14 protein-coding genes and 1 tRNA gene are annotated in these 18492 nt (G+C 62.5%); 6 read left to right on the forward strand and 9 right to left on the reverse strand.

The window, feature by feature from the left end:
- Positions 1–10 precede the first annotated feature (10 nt).
- From AC0L20_RS12190 to AC0L20_RS12220, 7 genes are all read right to left on the reverse strand, one after another.
- Positions 11–1492 (reverse strand): ATP-binding cassette domain-containing protein, encoded by a 1482-nt coding sequence (locus AC0L20_RS12190; protein ID WP_473288718.1) that lies wholly within the window; start codon positions 1490–1492, stop codon positions 11–13.
- The gene (locus AC0L20_RS12195; RefSeq protein WP_219683503.1) at positions 1492–2418 is read right to left on the reverse strand and encodes a branched-chain amino acid ABC transporter permease; all 927 of its coding nucleotides are present in this window, start codon (positions 2416–2418) and stop codon (positions 1492–1494) included. The genes AC0L20_RS12190 and AC0L20_RS12195 overlap by 1 nt, the downstream gene beginning before the upstream one ends.
- Before the next feature lies 1 nt (position 2419).
- Positions 2420–3295, reverse strand: coding sequence for a branched-chain amino acid ABC transporter permease (locus AC0L20_RS12200; protein WP_018457493.1), 876 nt, complete (start codon positions 3293–3295; stop codon positions 2420–2422).
- A gap of 104 nt (positions 3296–3399) precedes the next feature.
- Positions 3400–4641 (reverse strand): ABC transporter substrate-binding protein, encoded by a 1242-nt coding sequence (locus AC0L20_RS12205; protein WP_473288719.1) that lies wholly within the window; start codon positions 4639–4641, stop codon positions 3400–3402.
- A 250-nt stretch (positions 4642–4891) separates the two neighbouring features.
- Entirely contained in the window at positions 4892–5995 is a 1104-nt protein-coding gene (locus AC0L20_RS12210) for an NAD(P)/FAD-dependent oxidoreductase (protein WP_473288720.1), read from the reverse strand.
- Positions 5996–6005: 10 nt separating this feature from the next.
- Positions 6006–7190: a hypothetical protein gene (locus AC0L20_RS12215; RefSeq protein WP_473288721.1), complete on the reverse strand. Its 1185-nt coding sequence runs from the start codon at positions 7188–7190 to the stop codon at positions 6006–6008.
- 255 nt (positions 7191–7445) lie between these two features.
- A complete protein-coding gene (locus AC0L20_RS12220; RefSeq protein WP_473288722.1) occupies positions 7446–8666 on the reverse strand; it encodes an SMP-30/gluconolactonase/LRE family protein in 1221 nt (406 codons plus the stop codon).
- 281 nt (positions 8667–8947) lie between these two features.
- On the opposite strand from AC0L20_RS12220, the gene AC0L20_RS12225 reads away from it, so the two are divergent.
- The 6 genes from AC0L20_RS12225 to AC0L20_RS12250 all read left to right on the forward strand — a co-directional run bounded on the left by AC0L20_RS12225 (position 8948) and on the right by AC0L20_RS12250 (position 15152).
- Entirely contained in the window at positions 8948–9211 is a 264-nt protein-coding gene (locus tag AC0L20_RS12225; RefSeq protein WP_473288724.1) for a hypothetical protein, read from the forward strand.
- A gap of 475 nt (positions 9212–9686) precedes the next feature.
- Positions 9687–10928: a hypothetical protein gene (locus tag AC0L20_RS12230; protein ID WP_473288725.1), complete on the forward strand. Its 1242-nt coding sequence runs from the start codon at positions 9687–9689 to the stop codon at positions 10926–10928.
- Between the two features lie 370 nt (positions 10929–11298).
- A complete protein-coding gene (locus tag AC0L20_RS12235; RefSeq protein ID WP_027519477.1) occupies positions 11299–12861 on the forward strand; it encodes a 2-isopropylmalate synthase in 1563 nt (520 codons plus the stop codon).
- Positions 12862–13084: 223 nt separating this feature from the next.
- Positions 13085–14089, forward strand: a complete 1005-nt coding sequence (locus AC0L20_RS12240; RefSeq protein ID WP_473288727.1) for a TRAP transporter substrate-binding protein — start codon at positions 13085–13087, stop codon at positions 14087–14089.
- Between the two features lie 195 nt (positions 14090–14284).
- Complete coding sequence (locus AC0L20_RS12245; protein WP_473288728.1) at positions 14285–14908, forward strand: Spy/CpxP family protein refolding chaperone; 624 nt, start codon at positions 14285–14287, stop codon at positions 14906–14908.
- A 168-nt stretch (positions 14909–15076) separates the two neighbouring features.
- A tRNA-Lys gene (locus AC0L20_RS12250) sits at positions 15077–15152 on the forward strand.
- Between the two features lie 61 nt (positions 15153–15213).
- Here the strand turns inward: AC0L20_RS12250 and AC0L20_RS12255 are convergent.
- Both AC0L20_RS12255 and AC0L20_RS12260 read right to left on the reverse strand, forming a co-directional pair.
- Entirely contained in the window at positions 15214–16236 is a 1023-nt protein-coding gene (locus tag AC0L20_RS12255) for a tyrosine-type recombinase/integrase (RefSeq protein ID WP_473288729.1), read from the reverse strand.
- 557 nt (positions 16237–16793) lie between these two features.
- Positions 16794–18401 carry a DUF927 domain-containing protein gene (locus tag AC0L20_RS12260; protein ID WP_473288730.1) on the reverse strand — a complete coding sequence of 536 codons (1608 nt, stop codon included), beginning with the start codon at positions 18399–18401 and terminating at the stop codon, positions 16794–16796.
- Positions 18402–18492 lie beyond the last annotated feature (91 nt).

Genomic DNA, 18492 nt, shown 5'->3' on the forward strand with positions numbered 1-18492 from the left:
TATGCACGAACTAGAGAAAATCGGCGCCCGCCTCCGCGGCGAAGCGGCCGGGATCGCCCTCCCAGACGATCCTTGCATGTTCGAGCACATAGACGCGGTCGGCATGCGGCAGCGCGAAGGTCACGTTCTGCTCGCCGAGCAGCACCGTGATCGACGTCGTCTGCCGCAGCCTCGTTAGGGCCTTGGACAGGAGTTCGAGGATGACGGGGGCGAGGCCCAGCGTCGGCTCGTCCAGGATCAGGATCTGCGGCTGCATCATCAGCGCGCGGCCGATCGCCAGCATCTGCTGCTCGCCGCCAGAGAGCGTTTGCGCCATCTGGCCCTGGCGCTCTTTCAGGATCGGGAATAGCTCGAACAGCCAGGCAAGCTGGGCCGCGCGCTTGTCGTCGGCCAGATGTTGCCCGCCGAGGTCGAGGTTTTCGCGTACCGACATTTCGCCGAACAGCTCGCGCGATTCGGGGCACTGCACGAGGCCGCTGCGGGCGATTTTCGCTGGGCTCGTGCCGCGCAGCTTCTCGCCGTTGCGCACGATCTCGCCGGTATAGGGCAGGAAGCCGGAGATGGTGTTGAACAAGGTGGTCTTGCCGGCGCCGTTGAGTCCGACGATCGAGACGAATTCGCCCTCGTGGACGTGGATCGAGACGTTCTCCAGCGCCTGCGCCTTGCCGTAGAACACGCTGACATTCTCGACCTGGAGCAGCGGCACCTTGTCCTTGAAGCTGGTCTCGGGCCGCGCATGGGTCTCGATGGCGCCGCCGAGATAGACCCGCCGCACCGTCTCGTTCTTCATGACGTCCTCGGCCTTGCCGGTGACGATCTCCTCGCCGAGATACATCGCGAGCACGCGGTCGACCAGCGCCGCGACGCTCTTGACGTTGTGGTCGACCAGCATCACCGCGCGGCCTTCGTCGCGAAAGCTGCGGATCAGGTCGGAGAAGATTTCGACCTCGGCCCGCGTCAGCCCGGCAAAGGGCTCGTCCACCAGCACCACCTTGGGGTCGCGCGCGATCGCTTTGGCGAGCTCGAGCCGGCGCAGGTCGGCGAAGGGCAGCGTCGGAGGGCGGCGGTTCATCACGTTGCCGAGCCCGACGCGGTCGGCGATCCATTTGGCGCGCTCGACCAGCGCCTTGTCCGGAAACAGCATGAACAGGCTGTCCGGCAGCAGCGCGACCATGATGTTCTCCAGCACGGTCTGCCGGTTCAGCGGCCGCGAATGCTGGAACACCATGCCAAAGCCTTTGCGCGCGATCTTGTGCGCGGGAAGGCCGGCGACGTCCTCGCCCTCGAAGATCACCTCGCCGGCGGTCGGGCGCTCGATGCCCATCACGCTCTTCATCGCGGTCGACTTGCCCGAGCCGTTCGGCCCGATCAGGCCAAAAATCTCGCCGCTATTAACCTCGAAGCCGAGGTTCTTCACCGCCGTCAACCCGCCGAAGCGCTTGGTCAGGCCGCGGACTTCGAGCACGGCCCGGTTTGAAGATCGCATATCCATCACGAGCGCGCCTCACGCGAGAGGGCCGCTCCGAGGAAGCCGCCGGGGAAGAACAGCACGACGAGGAGGGCGACCGCGGAGACGATGAAGGTCGCAAGCTCGCCGGTCGGGCGCAGGAACTCGCCGGCGACGATCAGGAAGATCGCGCCCAGCGCCGCGCCAAGCACGGTGCGCCGGCCGCCGAGCACGGCCGAGACGATCACGTTGACGCCGACCGCGACGTCGACGACGGTGCCGACCGAGGCGGTGCCGAAATAGAACACCAGCAGCGCGCCTGATAACCCTGAGAAGAACGCGCTGACGATGAAGGCTGCGAGCTTGTGCTTGACGATGTTGAAGCCGAGCGCGCCGGCCTGCACCGGATCCTGGCCGCTGGCTTGCAGCACCAGGCCAACAGGCGATTGCGACAGCCCATAAAGTATGGCCGCCGAGATCGTCATGAAGCCGAGCGCGATCCAGTAATTGACGCCGGCGTTGATGGAGATGACGTCGGGAATGGTCAGGCCGATCTCGCCACCAGTCAGATCGGCGAACACCACGATGAAATTCTGCAGCATCAGCACCGCGACCAGCGTGGTCAGGCCGAAATACGGTCCGCGCACCCGAAGCGCCGGCAGCGCCAGCACGAGGCCGGCGATGACGGAGGCGAGCGCGCCGAGCACGATGCAAGCGTAAACCGACCAGCCGAACTGGGCATTCAGGATGCCGGCGGTGTAGGCGCCGACGCCGATCAGGAAGGTCGGCCCGAAATTGACCTCGCCGGCGAAGCCGAACAGCAGGTCCCACGCCATGGCGAACACGCCGAAATAGAAGGCGACGGTGAGAAGCCCGAGCACGTAGCCGGAGACGTAGAGCGGCAGCGTCGCCGCGATGACGACCAGCGCGAGCGAGATGAAGAACAGGCGGGTCGTAAAGAAGCTGGCCATCTCAGCGCCTCCCCAGAAGGCCCTGGGGCCGGATGTACATTACGAACACGAGCAGCAGCAGCGCGGGAATGGTGCGGTAGGCCGGCGAGACCAGATAGGCCGTGAGCGTTTCGAGATAGCCGACCACGAAGGCCGCGATCAGCGAGCCGGAGACGCTGCCGAGGCCGCCGAGCACGACGATCGAGAACGCGCTCGCGGTCAGCGGTCCGACGCTGTAGGAGCTGACGCCGAGGAACATTCCGAGCAGCACGCCGGCGATGCCGGCGAGAATGCCGTAGATCGCCCACACCACGACGTAGATGTTGGTGAGCTCGAGGCCGAGCAGGGTGACGCCGCGCGGGTTCATCGAGGCCGCCAGCACCGCCTTGCCGGTGCGGGTGCGGTTCACCAGGAGCCACAACAGCGCGATGACGAAGCAGCACACGATCGCGGTAAAGATCTCGTTTCTGGGCGTGCGGACGCCGAGGATCTCGACGACGCCCTCGACGATCGGCAGCACGGTCTTGGCGTTGTTGGTGAATAAATAGGCGATCACCTCCTGGATCATGATCCCCCACAGCAGCGTGCCAGTGAGGACGAAGATCTCCTTCTCTTCATTCGGGATGCGCCGGGAGTCCTGGATCGGCTTCACCACAGCGAAATAGGTCGCAAAGGAGGTGAGCAGGGCGACACCGACCCCGATCAGCGCGCCGGCATAGGTGCCGACATTCAGGATGCTGGCGGCGGCCCAGGCCGCCACCGCTGCAGCCACCATGATAGCCCCGTGGGAGAGGTTGAGGACGCCGGACACGCCGAAGATCAGCGTGAAGCCGGTGGCACCGAGAGCATAGAGAGCGCTGATGGCAAAGCCATCGATCAGAATCTGGAAAGCACGCATCTAGGATTGGCAATCTGATTGATGAGAGACGATGTTGCTGGAGCCACGTGCGGCGGGAGCCGCATGTGGAAGCTCCCGGGAGTTGGTCCCGGGAGCGTGTCCTGCTAGTTGGAGAGCTTGATGAAGCTCGGGAACTTGATGTCGACCTTGGCCACGTCCTTGGGCCAGACCGCGCTCTGCTTGCCGCCCTGCCATTGCAGCATCAGCCCGGTGATCAGGCCCTTGCCGTATTTGATCGAGTGCGTGAACGGATCGTCCTTGCCGTAGAACTGGACGCGGCCGATCGTGCCTTCCCAGTCGGTCGTCTCAAGCGCGGCGACCAGCTTGTCGGCGTCGGTCGAGCCCGCGCGCTTCACCGCGTCGGCGATGTAGTAGACCTCGTCATAGGCGGTGTAGCCGGCATAGGAGGGATAATTGCCGAACTTCTTCTTGAAGGCTTCGGCGAACGGCACCGATTTGGGCGTCACCGCGACGCCTGGGCCGGAGACGCCCTGGTAGAGCACGCCTTCCGCGGCCTGATTGGTGTCCTTGCCAAAGGTCTCGTTGGTGGCCTGCGAGGCGATGCCGAACATCGGGATCGGCACCTGCTGGTTCTTCCACTGCACCGTCGGCTGCACGCCGACATGGGAGATGCCGGTGATGATCACGTCGGGCTTGGCGCCTTCGATCTTGTTGAAGATCGGCGTGAAGTCGGTGGTATCGGGCGAGAAGCGGATGTGGTCGAGCACCTTCAGCCCGATCTTGGGCAGGCATTCCTCGTAGCCGATGTCGAGCGGCTTGGTCCAGGCGGCGTCCTCGCTCATGATGACGGCGGTCTTCATGTGCATCTTGTCGACCAGCAGGTCCTTGGCACCGTCGCAGACCGAGAGCGCCAGCGCGGCGGAGGTCAGATAGCCGTGGAAGGTGTATTTGTTCTTCTCGTAGTCGGCATGCACGCTCTTGCTGATCTCGTTGGACGCGGCACCGGGCGTGACGAACGGCGTCTTCAGCCGCGAGGCCCAGGGCTCCAGTGCCAGCACGACCTCGCTGATGTAACTGGCGATGACCGCGTTGACCTTGTCCTCGTTCACCGCGCGCTGGAAAGCGCGCACTGAATCTGCCGAGGACGAGTGATTGTCGTAAGAGACGATCTCGATCTTGCGGCCGTCGACGCCGCCATTGGCGTTGATCTCGTCGGCGGCGAGCTGTGCCGCCTGAGGGATGGAGGCGCCGGCAATCGCCTGCGCTTCCGCGATCACACCGATCTTGATCGGATCGGCTGCAAGTGCCGCGCCTGACGTCATCAACACAGCGGCCGCCGCGGTACCGAGTGCTATTCGCAACGCAACAGAGAGCGGTTTCTTCATCTTGTTCTCTCCCTTAACAGGCCTCTTATGAGCCATTATGCCGCGACTATACCGGCGGAGACATTCTCGGCAAGTGAAACCGCGTCCAGGATTGTGAGGCACGGACTAAAGTCTAGCGCTGCGCAAATAGCGGGCAGGAAAGCCGTCGGACCCGTTTCACGCGTAGGCATGCAGATTTCGTTGGTAGGCATGCGCAGCTATCGCGGGCGCACAGCAACGCGATCGATGAATGCGATGCCGTCGCGTCGGCTCAGCGCGCTCGCAGCAGCGATGGATCGAGCGGCGCGAGCCGGGCCGGATCAAATGGCGAGATGTTGACGCTGCGCGTCGCACCCTCCGCGATCAGTTGCGCCATGGCCTCGCCCGTGGCGGGCGCATTCAGGATGCCCCATACATTGTGCCCGGTCGCAACATAGAGACCTTCACTTTGCGGCACCTTGCCGATCAGCGGCAGGCCGTCCTGTGTCACGGGACGAAAGCAGGCTTGTCGCGCAATGATCCTCTCGGCGCGGAACAGCGGCGACAGCCGCTCGGACATGGTTTGCACGCGCGCGATCGCGTCGTGGTCCGGCGTCACGGCAGCCGGATCGAGCGGAAGCGGCGCGATGTCGGAGAGAGCGGTGATATGCGTGCTGCCGTCAGCGCGAGGAAAGACCTCGATCGACACGGCGCTGCCATTCTCCTCGTAATCCAGGAACAGCGCATCGCCCGGCACATCCGTGCCAGTGTCGTACACGATGCTCGGGCTGCGCTGGCCGTAGACGGCGGGCAGTCTCATCCATTGCGCGGCGAGCAATGACCATGGTCCCATCGCGATCACGACGGCGTCTGCGTCGACGATGCGGCCGTCGACCTCGACGCCCGTCGCGGTCGTGCCATCCGCATCGCGCATGATGGCGGTCACCTGGCCGATGCGAAGCTCGGCGCCTAGCGTCAGCGCCGCATTCATCACGGCCGAGGTGAATTTTTTGGGGTGAACGATCGCAGTGGTCTCCGTCGTGCCGATGCGCTGCGTGATGATGACGCCGTTGCTGAGCCAGCCGAGCGCGGACGGTGCATCCCGGCGGGGATGGCCATCAGCGGCAGCGAAGCCGCTATAAGCGGTCATCGGGCGATAGCCCCAATCGCCTGCGATCTCATCCGGCAGTTGCGCATGGAGAGCAAAGCTCCGTCGTGCCAGCGCATCGAGCGGCGAGCCCTCGCACCAGTCGCGCGCGAGGAAGCCGCCTGCCTTGCCTGACGCTGCGGCCGCCACCTCGGTTCGTTCCGCGAGGATGACATCGATGCCGTGACGTCGAAGAAACCAGGCGGTGCAGGCCCCGATCACGCCGCCGCCGCAGATCACAACGCGCATGAATGCTCTCTTACACCATGAAATCCTTTGGATGGAGATCCGCGGTATGGACCCCCTCCAGCGTGATCGTATCGGTCGCCGTCAGATGGATCACCGCATTTCCTGTGCTGTCATCGCTGATCAGACTTTTCAGCGCCGCCCAGTCTGCGAAGCCGTAATCGTGCACGTTGATTACGTCATGCTCGCGCGCCGTGCTGCCGACAGCCTTGTTGCCCTGGTCGAAATCGTTGATCACGTCCAGGCCGGAATTTTTGTTGAAGACGAATCTGTCGTTGTTCGGTCCGCCCCAGAGCTGGTCATTTCCGCGACCGCCATTCAGCATGTCCTTGCCGCCCGTGATCGAGCCGGCTGTGAACGGGGCGTAGGTCTGTGCGTCGCCATACAGCGAATCGTCGCGGCTGCTGCCGTGGAGGATATCATCTCCGCCATGCGCATTGCCTGACATGTTCGAGGCGTCTCCGACGAGTACGATGGACGTGGAGTCTGGGTTGCCGTCGACGGTAGCGATTAGGATATCGTTGCCGCCACGGGTATCGTCGCTCATGTAGCCGGCGTCTCCGACCAGAGACGCGCCGCCGGATTGGGCGGCGGCGCCGACGGTGTAGCTGAGGATGTCGTTGCCGCCGCGCGCATCGCCGCTCATGGAGACGAGGGCATCGCCTGATATCGAAGCGCCGCCGTAACTGCCGACCTGGGTCACGCTGAGGATATCATTGCCGCCATGTGCATGATCGCTCATGGAACTGCCGGAGTCTCCGCTGAACGCGCCGGACGATCTGTTTCCCATCCATGCAATGACGACGTCATTGCCGCCGCTCGTGTCGGCCGACATGGCGGTTTCGGCATCGCCAAAAACACCGAGGGTCGCGTAGATCGATGTCGATGCATCGACATGAAGCACATCGTTGCCGCCATGGGCCTCGCCGGACATCGCCTGCGCATCGCCGTCCAGGAACACGTAGTCCCCGAAACCTGTGACGGTCGCAGCGAGATGGTCGTTTCCTCCGTGAGAATGTCCTTGCAGGGTCTGGTCGTCGCCAACGAATATCAGGACCGCGTTGCCCCCGTCGACGGTCGCGATCATGTTGTCGCTGCCGCCGCGGGCGTCGTTCGGCAGGCCCGGGTCCCCGAACTCGGTCACGAATTGCTGGTCCCCAACGCTGACGATGATGGTGTCGTTTGGCATACGGCGCATCGCGCAACTCCCCGTTCAAGTCGGGCGCGAGAACGAAGAGCATCATGCCTTCGCGCACCGCGCTGCGGCCCTTCCGCGCGATACAATCTTCGTTGGATTGATGGCGGAGATTTGCCCGGGACGTAGCTTGATTGCGATCAGGGAACCGCGACTTTGTGCGCTCGTGATCGTTATTTGTGCAGATCGCACGCTCGGAAACCGATCGGGCGCCGGCGATCCACGCCGACGCCCGGGCTTGCGATCTTGCGCGCGGGCTTAGCCCGGGCCTGCGCCTTGCGTGGCCGTGTACACCGCATAGAGCGATTGGCTTGCCGCCATGAACAGGCGGTTGCGCTTGGGGCCGCCGAAGCAGATGTTGCCGCACACTTCGGGCAGCCGGATGCGGCCGAGGAGCTTGCCGTCCGGCGACCACGTCGTCACGCCGCTATAGCCGACGGCGCGGCCCGCATTGCTGGAGGCCCAGACATTGCCATTGACGTCGCAGCGCACACCGTCCGGCCCGCACTTCACACCGTCGATCACGCACTCGCTGAACCGCTTCTGGTTGGTGAGCTTGTTGTCGCCGCCGACGTCGAACACGAAAATCTCGCCTTTGCCACCGGGCCCGGTGTCGCCGGGTCCCTTTCCGGTTGAGACGACGTAGAGCTTCTTGAAGTCCGGCGAGAAGCACAGCCCGTTTGGATCTGGCACCTGCTCCTCGGTGACGACGAGGTCGACACGGCCGCTAGGATCGATGCGATAGCAATTGGTCGGCAGCTCGCGCTTGCCCGGTGCGAAGCCGGCCGGCTGTCCAATCCGCGGATTGAGCTTGCCACTGGTGTTGCTCGGACCGCCCGCGGCGTCGGGCTCACCTTCGTAGAGCTGGCCGCCATAGGGCGGATCGGTGAACCAGTAGCTGCCGTCAGGATGCGCGACGACGTCGTTCGGCGAGTTCAGCTTCTTGCCGTTGTAATTGTCGCAAAGTACGGTCGCGGTACCGTCATGTTCATAACGCGTCACCCGCCGGGTCAAATGTTCGCAGGAGAGTTGACGGCCCTGGAAGTCGAACGAGTTGCCGTTGGAATTGTTGGACGGCGAGCGGAACACGCTGACGCGACCGTCGTCTTCGCTCCAGCGCATCTGCCTGTTGTTGGGAATGTCGCTCCATAGCAGATAGCGGCCCTGTGCACTCCACGCCGGGCCTTCGGCCCACAGCACGCCGGTATAGAGACGCTTGATCGCCGTGTTGGGCTGCGCGAGATCGTTGAAGGACGGATCGACCGCGATGACGTCGGGGTCCCAGAAATAGGTCGTCGGCGCGCCGTTGGGACCGAAATCGCGTGGTGGGGTGGTAATCGTCGTCGGCGGCGCGGCAGGTCCGGTCTGGGCCAGCGCGGAGCCGGCGCCGGCAAAAGTGGCGGCGCCGAGCGCAAGGCCCTGAACGAGCGTTCGTCGTGAAAGCGCAGCATCATGGTCACGCTGCTTTTGGCGTATCATCGCGTTCTCCCGGTCTTGTTCGGCTAGCCGGTTGATCCGGCCGAGCAGGGCGAGGTTAGTCCGGTCCGATGACGGTTGCGAGGGGGAGGTACGCATCCTCAGCGAGATATCGGGGCGGCAAAAGCGCTGCAACATCGAACATGGAAACGACAAATTCGTCCGGCGTGACGGAGTTTACCGAAACTGCCTTCGGGACATTGCCAAGCTGTGGAGCATGTCAAGCCTTGACCTCCTGAGCGAGGCTGGCAGAACGTCATTGGGGGCGTAAGTCGGAGTTTACTGTGGTCGCTGTCGTGGTACTGGTTTTGCTGCTCGGGATTGCATTTGCGGCCGGCTATTTCACCCGCGACTACGTGTCCCGCAAAAGGCGGGCCGAGGCGCGCCGCTGGCGTGAGTACAGCCAGCCGGATTGGCTGAGTGCCAACGCACCGGCCAATACCAACGAGATCGCGATCGCCGGCAAGGCTGCGCCGGTCGCCACCGGCGAGCTCGGTCAGATGCTGAACCGCTGGGAGAGCAGGGCTCGCGCTCGCCGCGTTGGGTAGCGGCCAGATCGCCTGATGGCTGATCGTCTGTACCCTCGGTCCCGAGTGGCTCGGAGCGTAGGGCGTGTCTGCGCATCGAGTCCGCCTCCCTGAAAGCAAAAGACGAACGCGTCGGGTGTGACTGCCGCGCTCGCTCTTGTGCCGGTCCTAGGCTCGTTGCGAGCAAGATGACCGAGTCGGCGGCAGCAGACCGGGGGCGGCGCGGGTCATCATGTCGCCAAGTGGGCCGCCGGCGAAAGCGCATGTGCACTGCCACCTCGCCCGACATGCGGCGATTTGCTCGTGCAATTCTCCAAGGTTGTGTGAACCATTTAACACACCTGATGCGGCAATGCGCCTAATCGTGGTCCGGCTGGATTCACCGGCAGGCGCAAAGGAGCCCGTCATGAGAGCGGCAGGGGTTGTCGTCGTTCTGGCTATGATTGCGGGCTCGTCGTGCCAGGCCGATGAGTGTCAGAGCTTTTCGGCGAGTACAATGAAGGCGAATGGCACGGTTGCCGCGGCCAAGTGGCGACTAGACTATCCGCCGGTGCGCCCCAATCCCAATGATCCGCAGCCTTGGGAATCGGTCGATTTTCGCACCAAGCCGGCTGACTACATGAATGCCGTGCTCAGTACCGCGAAGACGTCCTTCAAGATCGTGGACCGCAAGCTCGTCGGCACCGGTCAGGAGCAGTGGTGGATCTCGCAATGGCTCGACTACGGAAACTCCGGGCGCGAGCCGTTGATGGGGCTGACCAAGGAACGCGGCCCCGATCCCGGCGATCTGTCCAAGACCAACACACGAGGTTCCCAGGTCTGGGCGGTCGGCTTCTACAACAGGCCGGGAGCAGCAGTCTTCGGGGAGGTCTTCGCCGAGCCTTGCAATCCGTCTTTCCCGGTCGCGATGAAATTTCCGAATGACACTGTCTCCGTCAAATTTCTGTTCACCGATGCCTCACCCGACGAAGTTGCCTACCTCCAGGGCGCACCCGAATACGACGCCTTTATCGATAATTTGGGCGCTGGCTCCGGCGGTCAGGATCCCGGCACCCGCACGATCCGCTCGGTGCGCCTGCTTCAGGTCGATATTTCAGTGAAGGATTCAGCGAAGACCGGCCGGTCTCTGGACACCGGATGGGTGTTCGGGACGTTTGTCTGGCGCGGCCCGGCAAAGGGCGACGCCCTGTTCGACAATCTCGTGCCGGTATCGCTGCAATGGGGCAACGACCCCGGTGTCTACGACGGCGCCATCCGTGAGAGCTGGATCAATCCCGATTTGCGGAACGTCACCTATGGCTGGGACCAGCGTCTCACCATGGGCTTCATGGGGCGCGCCAACGGACCTGCCGACAATATCCGCTCATCCTGCCTGTCGTGTCACTCAGCGGCGCGCACGCCGCGCGCCTCGATCGGGCTGCTCGACAGTCGCTTCAACATGGACGACCTCGCCAATCCTGCGAAGGTGAAGGGCCACATCGACACCTGGTTCCAGAACATCAAGGGCAGCCAGCTCTTCCAACCGTCCGAGCCGGCTGCATCGACGCTCGACTATTCGCTCCAGCTCGAGGCGGCGGCGTTCCGAATTTGCCTTGCCTGCCAGGCCGGCGACCTTCGCGGTCCGACGCCCACCTTGTGTCGCAGCAGCGGCATCTACAATCGGCCGGTCTGCAACGCGCCTCTGGAAATGAGCGTCCGCAAGCGGTTGCTCGACCTCGTGCCGCCCCCCCGGCAATAGCCGGGGAAACCAGGTCAATCGTTCTGTCCATCTTTTGGCGTTGCGGTTGCTGCCATTTCTCGTCTAGAAACGGCAGATCGAGCCTCCCGGCAACCAACCGTCAACGGTTTTGACCGAGGATTGAGGGCTCAAAGGGTCTGGCAATGCTGATTCGCGGCCAAATTGATGGGATTTCGGGGGAGGTGGCTCTGGCCGCCGCCACGATCCCGGCCGCGCTGCTGCCCACCCTCCTGATTGGCGGGCTTCTTCTTACTTGCCCCTGAGGGCCGGCTGGGCGCCATGCGCCTGGGCGCTCAGGGGTTGGTCGAGATCACCGGACACCTCAAGCGCCTAGAAGACTGACGGCGCAAAAGCTCAAAAGGAAATTCAAATGGCCCCCGTGAACAAGTCCGATAAGGACCGCGTCATCATTTTCGACACCACCCTGCGCGACGGCGAGCAGTGCCCCGGCGCCACCATGACCTTCGAGGAGAAGCTCGAGGTCGCCGAGATGCTGGACGATATGGGCGTCGACGTCATCGAGGCGGGCTTCCCCATCACCTCGGAAGGCGACTTCCAGGCGGTCAGCGAGATCGCTCGCCGCTCCAAGAACGCCGTCATTGCCGGTCTGTCGCGCGCCCATCCGGCCGACATCGACCGCTGTGCCGAAGCGGTGAAATTTGCCAAGCGCGGCCGCGTCCACACCGTGATCGCGACGTCGCCGCTGCATATGCGGGTGAAGCTGAACAAGACCCCGGAACAGGTGCTCGAGACCTCGGTTGCCATGGTCGCGCGCGCCCGCAACCAGATCGACGACGTCGAATGGTCGGCCGAGGACGGCACCCGCAGCGAGATGGACTATTTGTGCCGCATCGTTGAAGCCGTCATCAAGGCCGGCGCCACCACGGTGAACATTCCTGATACCGTCGGCTACACCACGCCCGACGAATACACCCACTTCATGAAGACGCTGATCGAGCGCGTGCCGAACTCGGACAAGGCGGTGTTCTCCGTGCACTGCCATAACGATCTCGGCATGGCGGTGGCGAATTCGCTGGCCGGCGTCGTCGGCGGCGCGCGCCAGGTCGAGTGCACCATCAACGGCATCGGCGAGCGCGCCGGCAACGCCGCGCTGGAAGAGATCGTGATGGCGATCAACGTGCGCAACGACAAATTCCCCTACTGGAACAAGATCGACACCACGCAGTTGACCCGCGCCTCGAAGGTGGTGTCGGCGGCGACCTCGTTCCCGGTGCAGTACAACAAGGCCATCGTCGGCCGCAACGCGTTCGCACATGAGAGCGGCATCCACCAGGACGGCGTGCTGAAGGACGCTTCCACCTACGAGATCATGCGTCCCGAGATGGTTGGCCTCAAGCAGTCCTCGCTGGTGCTGGGCAAGCATTCCGGCCGCCATGCCTTCGTGCACAAGCTGGAGGAGATGGGCTACAAGCTCGGCCCGAACCAGCTGGAAGATGCGTTCACGCGGATGAAGGCGCTGGCCGACCGCAAGAAGGACATCTACGACGAGGACATCGAGGCGCTGGTCGACGAGGAAATGGCCGCTTCGCACGACCGCATCAAGCTGACCTCGCTGACCGTGATCGCCGGCACCCATGGCCCGCAGCGCGCGACCATGAAGCTCGATGTCGACGGCCAGATCAAGATCGAGGAGGCCGAGGGCAACGGTCCGGTCGACGCGGTTTTCAACTGCATCAAGCGCCTGGTGCCGCACGAAGCCAAGCTCGAGCTGTACCAGGTCCACGCAGTGACTCAGGGCACCGACGCGCAGGCCGAAGTCTCGGTGCGGCTGTCGCATGAGGGACGTGCGATGACCGCGCGCGCGGCGGATCCGGATACGCTGGTGGCCTCGGCAAAGGCCTATCTCGGCGCACTCAACAAAATCGTCATGAAGCGCCAGCGCGACACCGTGACGACCGCGGCGGCGAGCTGACGAACGAAGTTCGTCATTCCGGGGCTCGCGAAGCGAGAACCCGGAATCTCGGGATTCCGGGTTAGGTCCTAACGGACCTCCCCGGAATGACTCTGCATGTGGCGGCGAATACCTGCCCTGCTAAGGGCCAATAGCGGCTCCGCCTCCCAGCCGCTATTGATGCAACCGGCATAAGGATCGGCCACCCGTGCGCCGGGCGGCCCAATAACAACAGGGAGAGATTATGCGCACCTTCGCGATCGCTGCGTCCATCGCGGTCCTGGCTCTTGGCTTGACCGGGCCGGCATCGGCCCAAGCGCCCATCATCATCAAGTTCAGCCACGTGGTGGCCACCGACACGCCGAAGGGCAAGGCGTCGGAGAAATTCAAGGAGCTCGCCGAGAAGTACACCGGCGGCAAGGTCAAGGTCGAGATCTATCCGAACTCGACGCTCTACAAGGACAAGGAAGAGCTCGAGGCGCTCCAGCTCGGCAGCGTGCAGATGCTGGCGCCGTCCAACTCCAAGTTCGGCCCGCTCGGCATCCGCGAGTTCGAGGTATTCGATCTCCCCTACATCCTCCCTGATCTGAAGACGCTGCGGAAGGTGACGGAAGGTCCGCTCGGCGCGAGGCTGCTCAAGCTGCTCGAACCGAAGGGCATCACCGGCCTTGCCTATTGGGACAATGGCTTCAAGGAGATGAGCGCCAACAAGAAGCTGGTGACGCCGGCCGACTATCAGGGCGTCAAGTTCCGCATCCAGTCCTCGCGCGTGCTCCAGGCCCAGTTCAAGGCGCTTGGCTCGCTGCCGCAGGTGATGGCGTTCGGCGAAGTCTACCAGGCGCTGCAGACCGGTGTGGTCGACGGGCAGGAGAACACCTGGTCGAACATCTATACTCAGAAGATGCACGAGGTGCAGAAGTACATCACCGAGAGCAATCACGGCTATATCGGCTACGTCGTGATCGTGAACAAGAAGTTCTGGGACGATTTGCCGGCCGACATCCGCGACCCCCTGACGAAGGCGATGAAGGAAGCGACCGACTTCAACAATACACAGTCGCAGAAGGAGAACGAGGACGCGCTCGCCGAGATCAGGAAGAGCGGCAAGAGCGAGATCATCAAGCTCACGCCGGAGCAGGACGAGGCGATGCGCAAGGCCATGGAGCCGGTCTACAAGGAAGCGGCAGGCCGCATCGGCCAACCGTTAATCGACGAATTCCAGAAGGAAGCGAAGAGCACGACAAACTGATTTGAACGGACGATGAATGGGGGCTTCCGTGCCGGGCGCGGAAGCCCTTTTTGTTGCGAATGATTTCCGATTGCGACTGAATAAAGGTTCAGGAGCGTTATATCTTCGAAAGAACCCGCTCCCTGTCCAAGTTGTAAGTTGCGCGTAAGCTGCGCTGCGCTCATCCTCACAACATCCTTCCAGAGGAGAGTTCGCATGAGGAAGTTCACCATCGCGGCCATCGCCGTGCTCAGCATCGCCGGCTCGGGCGCGGTCTATGCCCATTATCATCGCCCGTGGATGCACGAGCACATGCGCCACATCCGCATGAACCCGGAAGACCGCGCCGCCATGGTCGACGCGCGGATCGCCGCCGTCCATGCCGGGCTGAAGCTCAACGCCGACCAGGAAAAGCTGTGGCCGCCGGTCGAGGCCGCCGTGCGCGACTTCGCCAAGCTGCGCATCGACCGCGCCAATGCACGGATGAATGCCGGTCCCGGCGATGCCGGCAAGGACGCGAATAAGGATGCCGACAGGCCGGAGGATCCAGTCGCCCGCCTGCGCCAGCGCGCCGAGGACATGGGGGCGACGTCGGCGGCCCTGAAGAAGATCGCCGATGCCGCCGATCCGCTCTACAAGACCCTGGATGAGGGCCAGAAGCGGCGCCTCGCCGTGTTGACCCGCCACCGCGGCCCGTTCGGCGGCGGCGAAGACGGCCCGCGCCGCCACTTCATGGAGCGTGGCATGGACCGCATGATGGAGCGCGGCATGGACCACTTCCACCGTGACCGTTTCGACCGCGACGGCGGCCCGGACGGAGACCGCGAGGGCCGGCTCTGAGCCTGCAAGGGTTGCCGCGATCAACCTTGGCGAAGCCGCTGGAATCCAGCGGCTTTTCGCTTTTTTGGGGGATGTAGGCATACCCTTGGAAAACTTACGTGCCATCGCTTGCCAGACCCGGATCGCTTTGCTAAACGACCGGCCTCGCAAGGCTTTTAACCGCCTTTCGGGCGCATAGCTCAGTTGGTAGAGCAGCTGACTCTTAATCAGCGGGTCCCAGGTTCGAGCCCTGGTGCGCCCACCATATAAATCAAGCACTTAGCATCAATCACGGCGCAGCAAGTGGCCTCATTTTACAGGCCATTTTACAGTTTTGTTCGCGCTTCGAGCTTCAGCACTGCAGCTTCAGCAAGCTGAATATCGCGGCCGAGGTAGTGCGCGTCGAGAATGGCCTCGACGTCCTTCAACGAGTGGCCGGTGACGGCCGCGATCTGCGGCACGCTTGCGCCGGCGATAGCCAGCCGAACCACCGCCGTGCCTCTCAGGTCGTGAAACGTAAGACCGCTAACACCAGCTCGCTCGCTTGCCTTTGACCACGACGTCCTGAAGCCGTCGGACGTCCAGGGGCGGCCGAACGTGTTTGTCAGGATGAGCGGTCCACGACGCAACGTCGTGTCGAGCAGGGCCCTCAGGGGCGTGCCCGCAGGCATCGCCACACGCCGGCCGCCCTTCGATTGGCGAAGGCGGATGTAGGGGCTCTCGTAGGCCGACCAGGGTAAGCGAAGGAGATCTCCTTGCCGCTGCCCGCTCCATAGAGCCAAGATCAGCGCGAGCTGGATCTCGCTCGATGCGACCGCGAGAACCGCAGAAATGTCTTGCTCAGTCCAAATCTTATCTTTGCGGTCGGCTACGTAGAGGCGGCCGCCGCGCTCGCAAGGGTTGTTAGTGATGATACCGCGGTCCTTTGCGAAGGACATGATGCGGGCCAGCACGGTCCAGGCGAGATCAGCCTTGCGTGGTGTGTTGGCGTACTTGTCTCGCCACGTCTTGAACTCACCGCGGATCCTACGGTCGGCGAGGGCGGCAATCGGCAAGTCGCCGAATTCGTCTTCAATCAGCTTTATGTATCTCAGGTAGTCGCGGCGCGTAGACGCCGCGATCTTGTTGAACTCCGGTGCCGCCTTGTATTGCGTGATGATCGACATGAACGACCTGGCGTTGGGCGTGCGCAAGTTCGCGTGTGCGTCTTGGTACTGCCGGACAAAGTCAGGGGTGCCCGGCGTGGCCTTGATCTGGGGGCCGCCGCGATAGGCGTAATAGTAGGTTTTGGTGTCGCCGCTCGCGAGCGGCACCTTGACCCTATGAATTCCTTTCAGAACGACGCGCACGATTTTCCCTCCATTCGTCTAAAGCAGATGTTTCTTGTTTCGGTTGTAGGCCGCTCATTGCGTCCAAGGCGAAGTCGATAGCTTTCAAGTCCCAGCGCGTTGTGCCGGCGAGCGGTGAAGGCAGCCTGCCGGCTCGCACCCAAGCGGAAAAAGCGCTCGGCGATAGGTTGCAGTAGGCAGCTGCTTGCTGCCTGCTCAACAACCGCGGAACAGGCTGTCGGCAGGGCGTCGAGTCGACGTCCTGGGATGTGGTTGAGCTTGAGAAGCAGGTGGCCGCACTAGAGCTTCCACGAGATGTGCGACGACCAGAAGCGGGCGAATGTTCGCCCCGAAGCCGCGTGTTGCGCGCGCGGCCAGTAGATTCCGACTCCATTTTAACGTGCCAGTCGCCGGTACCAGCGGCGATTGTTTCACGTGACTCGTCTAAAGACTGAGTGGGAGGAGTAGTTGCGGAACACCGGATAACCGTGTGTTAGCAGTAGATTACACCAGAACGGCCGTGAAGTCAAAGGCGCGATCGGTAAGCATGCTGCTTACCGATCTGCCCGTGTTGACTCTCATGCACTGCTCGTCCGACGAGCCCAGTTGATTTCAAGCGACCGCCTTCGAACGCCGTCAGGCCAAATGAATTGTCCCTGGTTTTCGTTCGAGCGGGACCGGGTAATCCAGTTTCGTCGCGCCAATTCGTCCAGTACGAGTTTGCGCTGCAAAGGATTGTCGAAGATGCGATTGAACTTGTCGGTCTTCACTATGCAATGGAATTGATTTCCCAGTGGTTCGACATAGCCATCTATGGAACCATAATCGCTTTGCGTGATAGTCGAAGCCCTCGGCAAGCTGAACAGCCGCGCTCTGAGCGATTTCCAGCCAGCGTCGAGGGTCCGCTGCTCGGTTGAGAGCGTATCGAGAGCCGCGTTGCAGCATTTCGTAGTTGCGTCCAACAGCTCCGTCTTTTTCCAGGGGAGGCCTACACCTTCGATCGCAAGTGCGCCGCCCGCGTAAACTAAGCCAAATTTTCGTATGATGTCGGCGTACACGATGCTATCTGCCCGGCCGGCGATATTCGCCCTAAACCGTTTCACGTGCCTGACGATCTTGTTTCGAAGTCCTGTCCGAGATCGGCTCAGAAACCTGACATACTTGGCGAAGACATGGCCGTGATCCTTGGTGCACGCGGTGTAGACCGACGAGAACAGTTGCTGCAATTCTGATTGGCCGAGCTGGCCAGCGTCGGGCACTCGATCAAAGATATGATCAAGATCGTCCAAGTAAATCGGTACGTCGATTAGGCGACGAGCATCCCCGCCTCTTTGCTCACCGCATTTGGCCGCAAGCTCAGCTATGGTGGTCTCGGCTGACGTAAGCGAGATCACTCGATATTGCTCGCCATTGCCCGAGGTCTCGTCGAAAGTGGGGCTGCGGAGCTTGGTCGAACCGGAGCCAAGATTGTGGGCGAAGTTTTTTGTGCTGTGGTGCTTTTCCTTGTCAGATGCAACGGGCATCTTGTTAAGATCATCGACGACCATCAAGCAGTCGTTGTGTGAGCGCAGGGCCGGCTCAAGGCCAGCCAGTGTTGCGTTCCAGGTAAGTAACTGATCGATTTGACCGGCCCCACCAACTGATGAGCCGACCAGGGTAGCTGTCGTCTTTCCTCCTCCGGTCTTCCCTGCTAGACAAAGTCCAAATGACTGCTCGCCCACAATGCGGAGAAGCGGCGCTGCAAATGAGCAGGACGTGGTCAGCATCATGCCCGACGATTTCGCGGCAAGCGACCCCACAGATTTCAGCCAATTCTTAGATGAGCCCCGCGGTCGCGGTCTATGGGCCTCGGGCGGCAGGCCGCAGATGTTCTTCGTGTTGGCTCCAATAACCCGATCTGGCAGCACAAAAGTATTACGGCCGGGGCGCCAACCTGCAGCGGCGGCATAAGCGAACCGTGTATGTGGTGCTGATGCCGCAGCCGCTTCGACGGTCGATTTAGTCAGCAGGGAAGGATGAGCATTCCTGTTGCGCAGCCGGTCACGAAACGACCGCCAGTTGTCAGCTTCGGCAGGGCGCACTTCCATAAATCCCTCGCCTTTATCCTCCCTCGTAAAAGCATATCGCTGAAAGAACTGGCCGTCGGACAGATCCTCAATCAATGCGGTCTTCTTCAAAATGGGCAAACGAGTCTCCTGGTCTGAGCCCGCACACGATGCACGGCCGATTTCGAAGACCCGAAACTATCGATTTAACAGAGGGGGCGTAATAAGCCGG

It is taken from the genome of Bradyrhizobium sp. Kon58 (genome assembly GCF_055807455.1).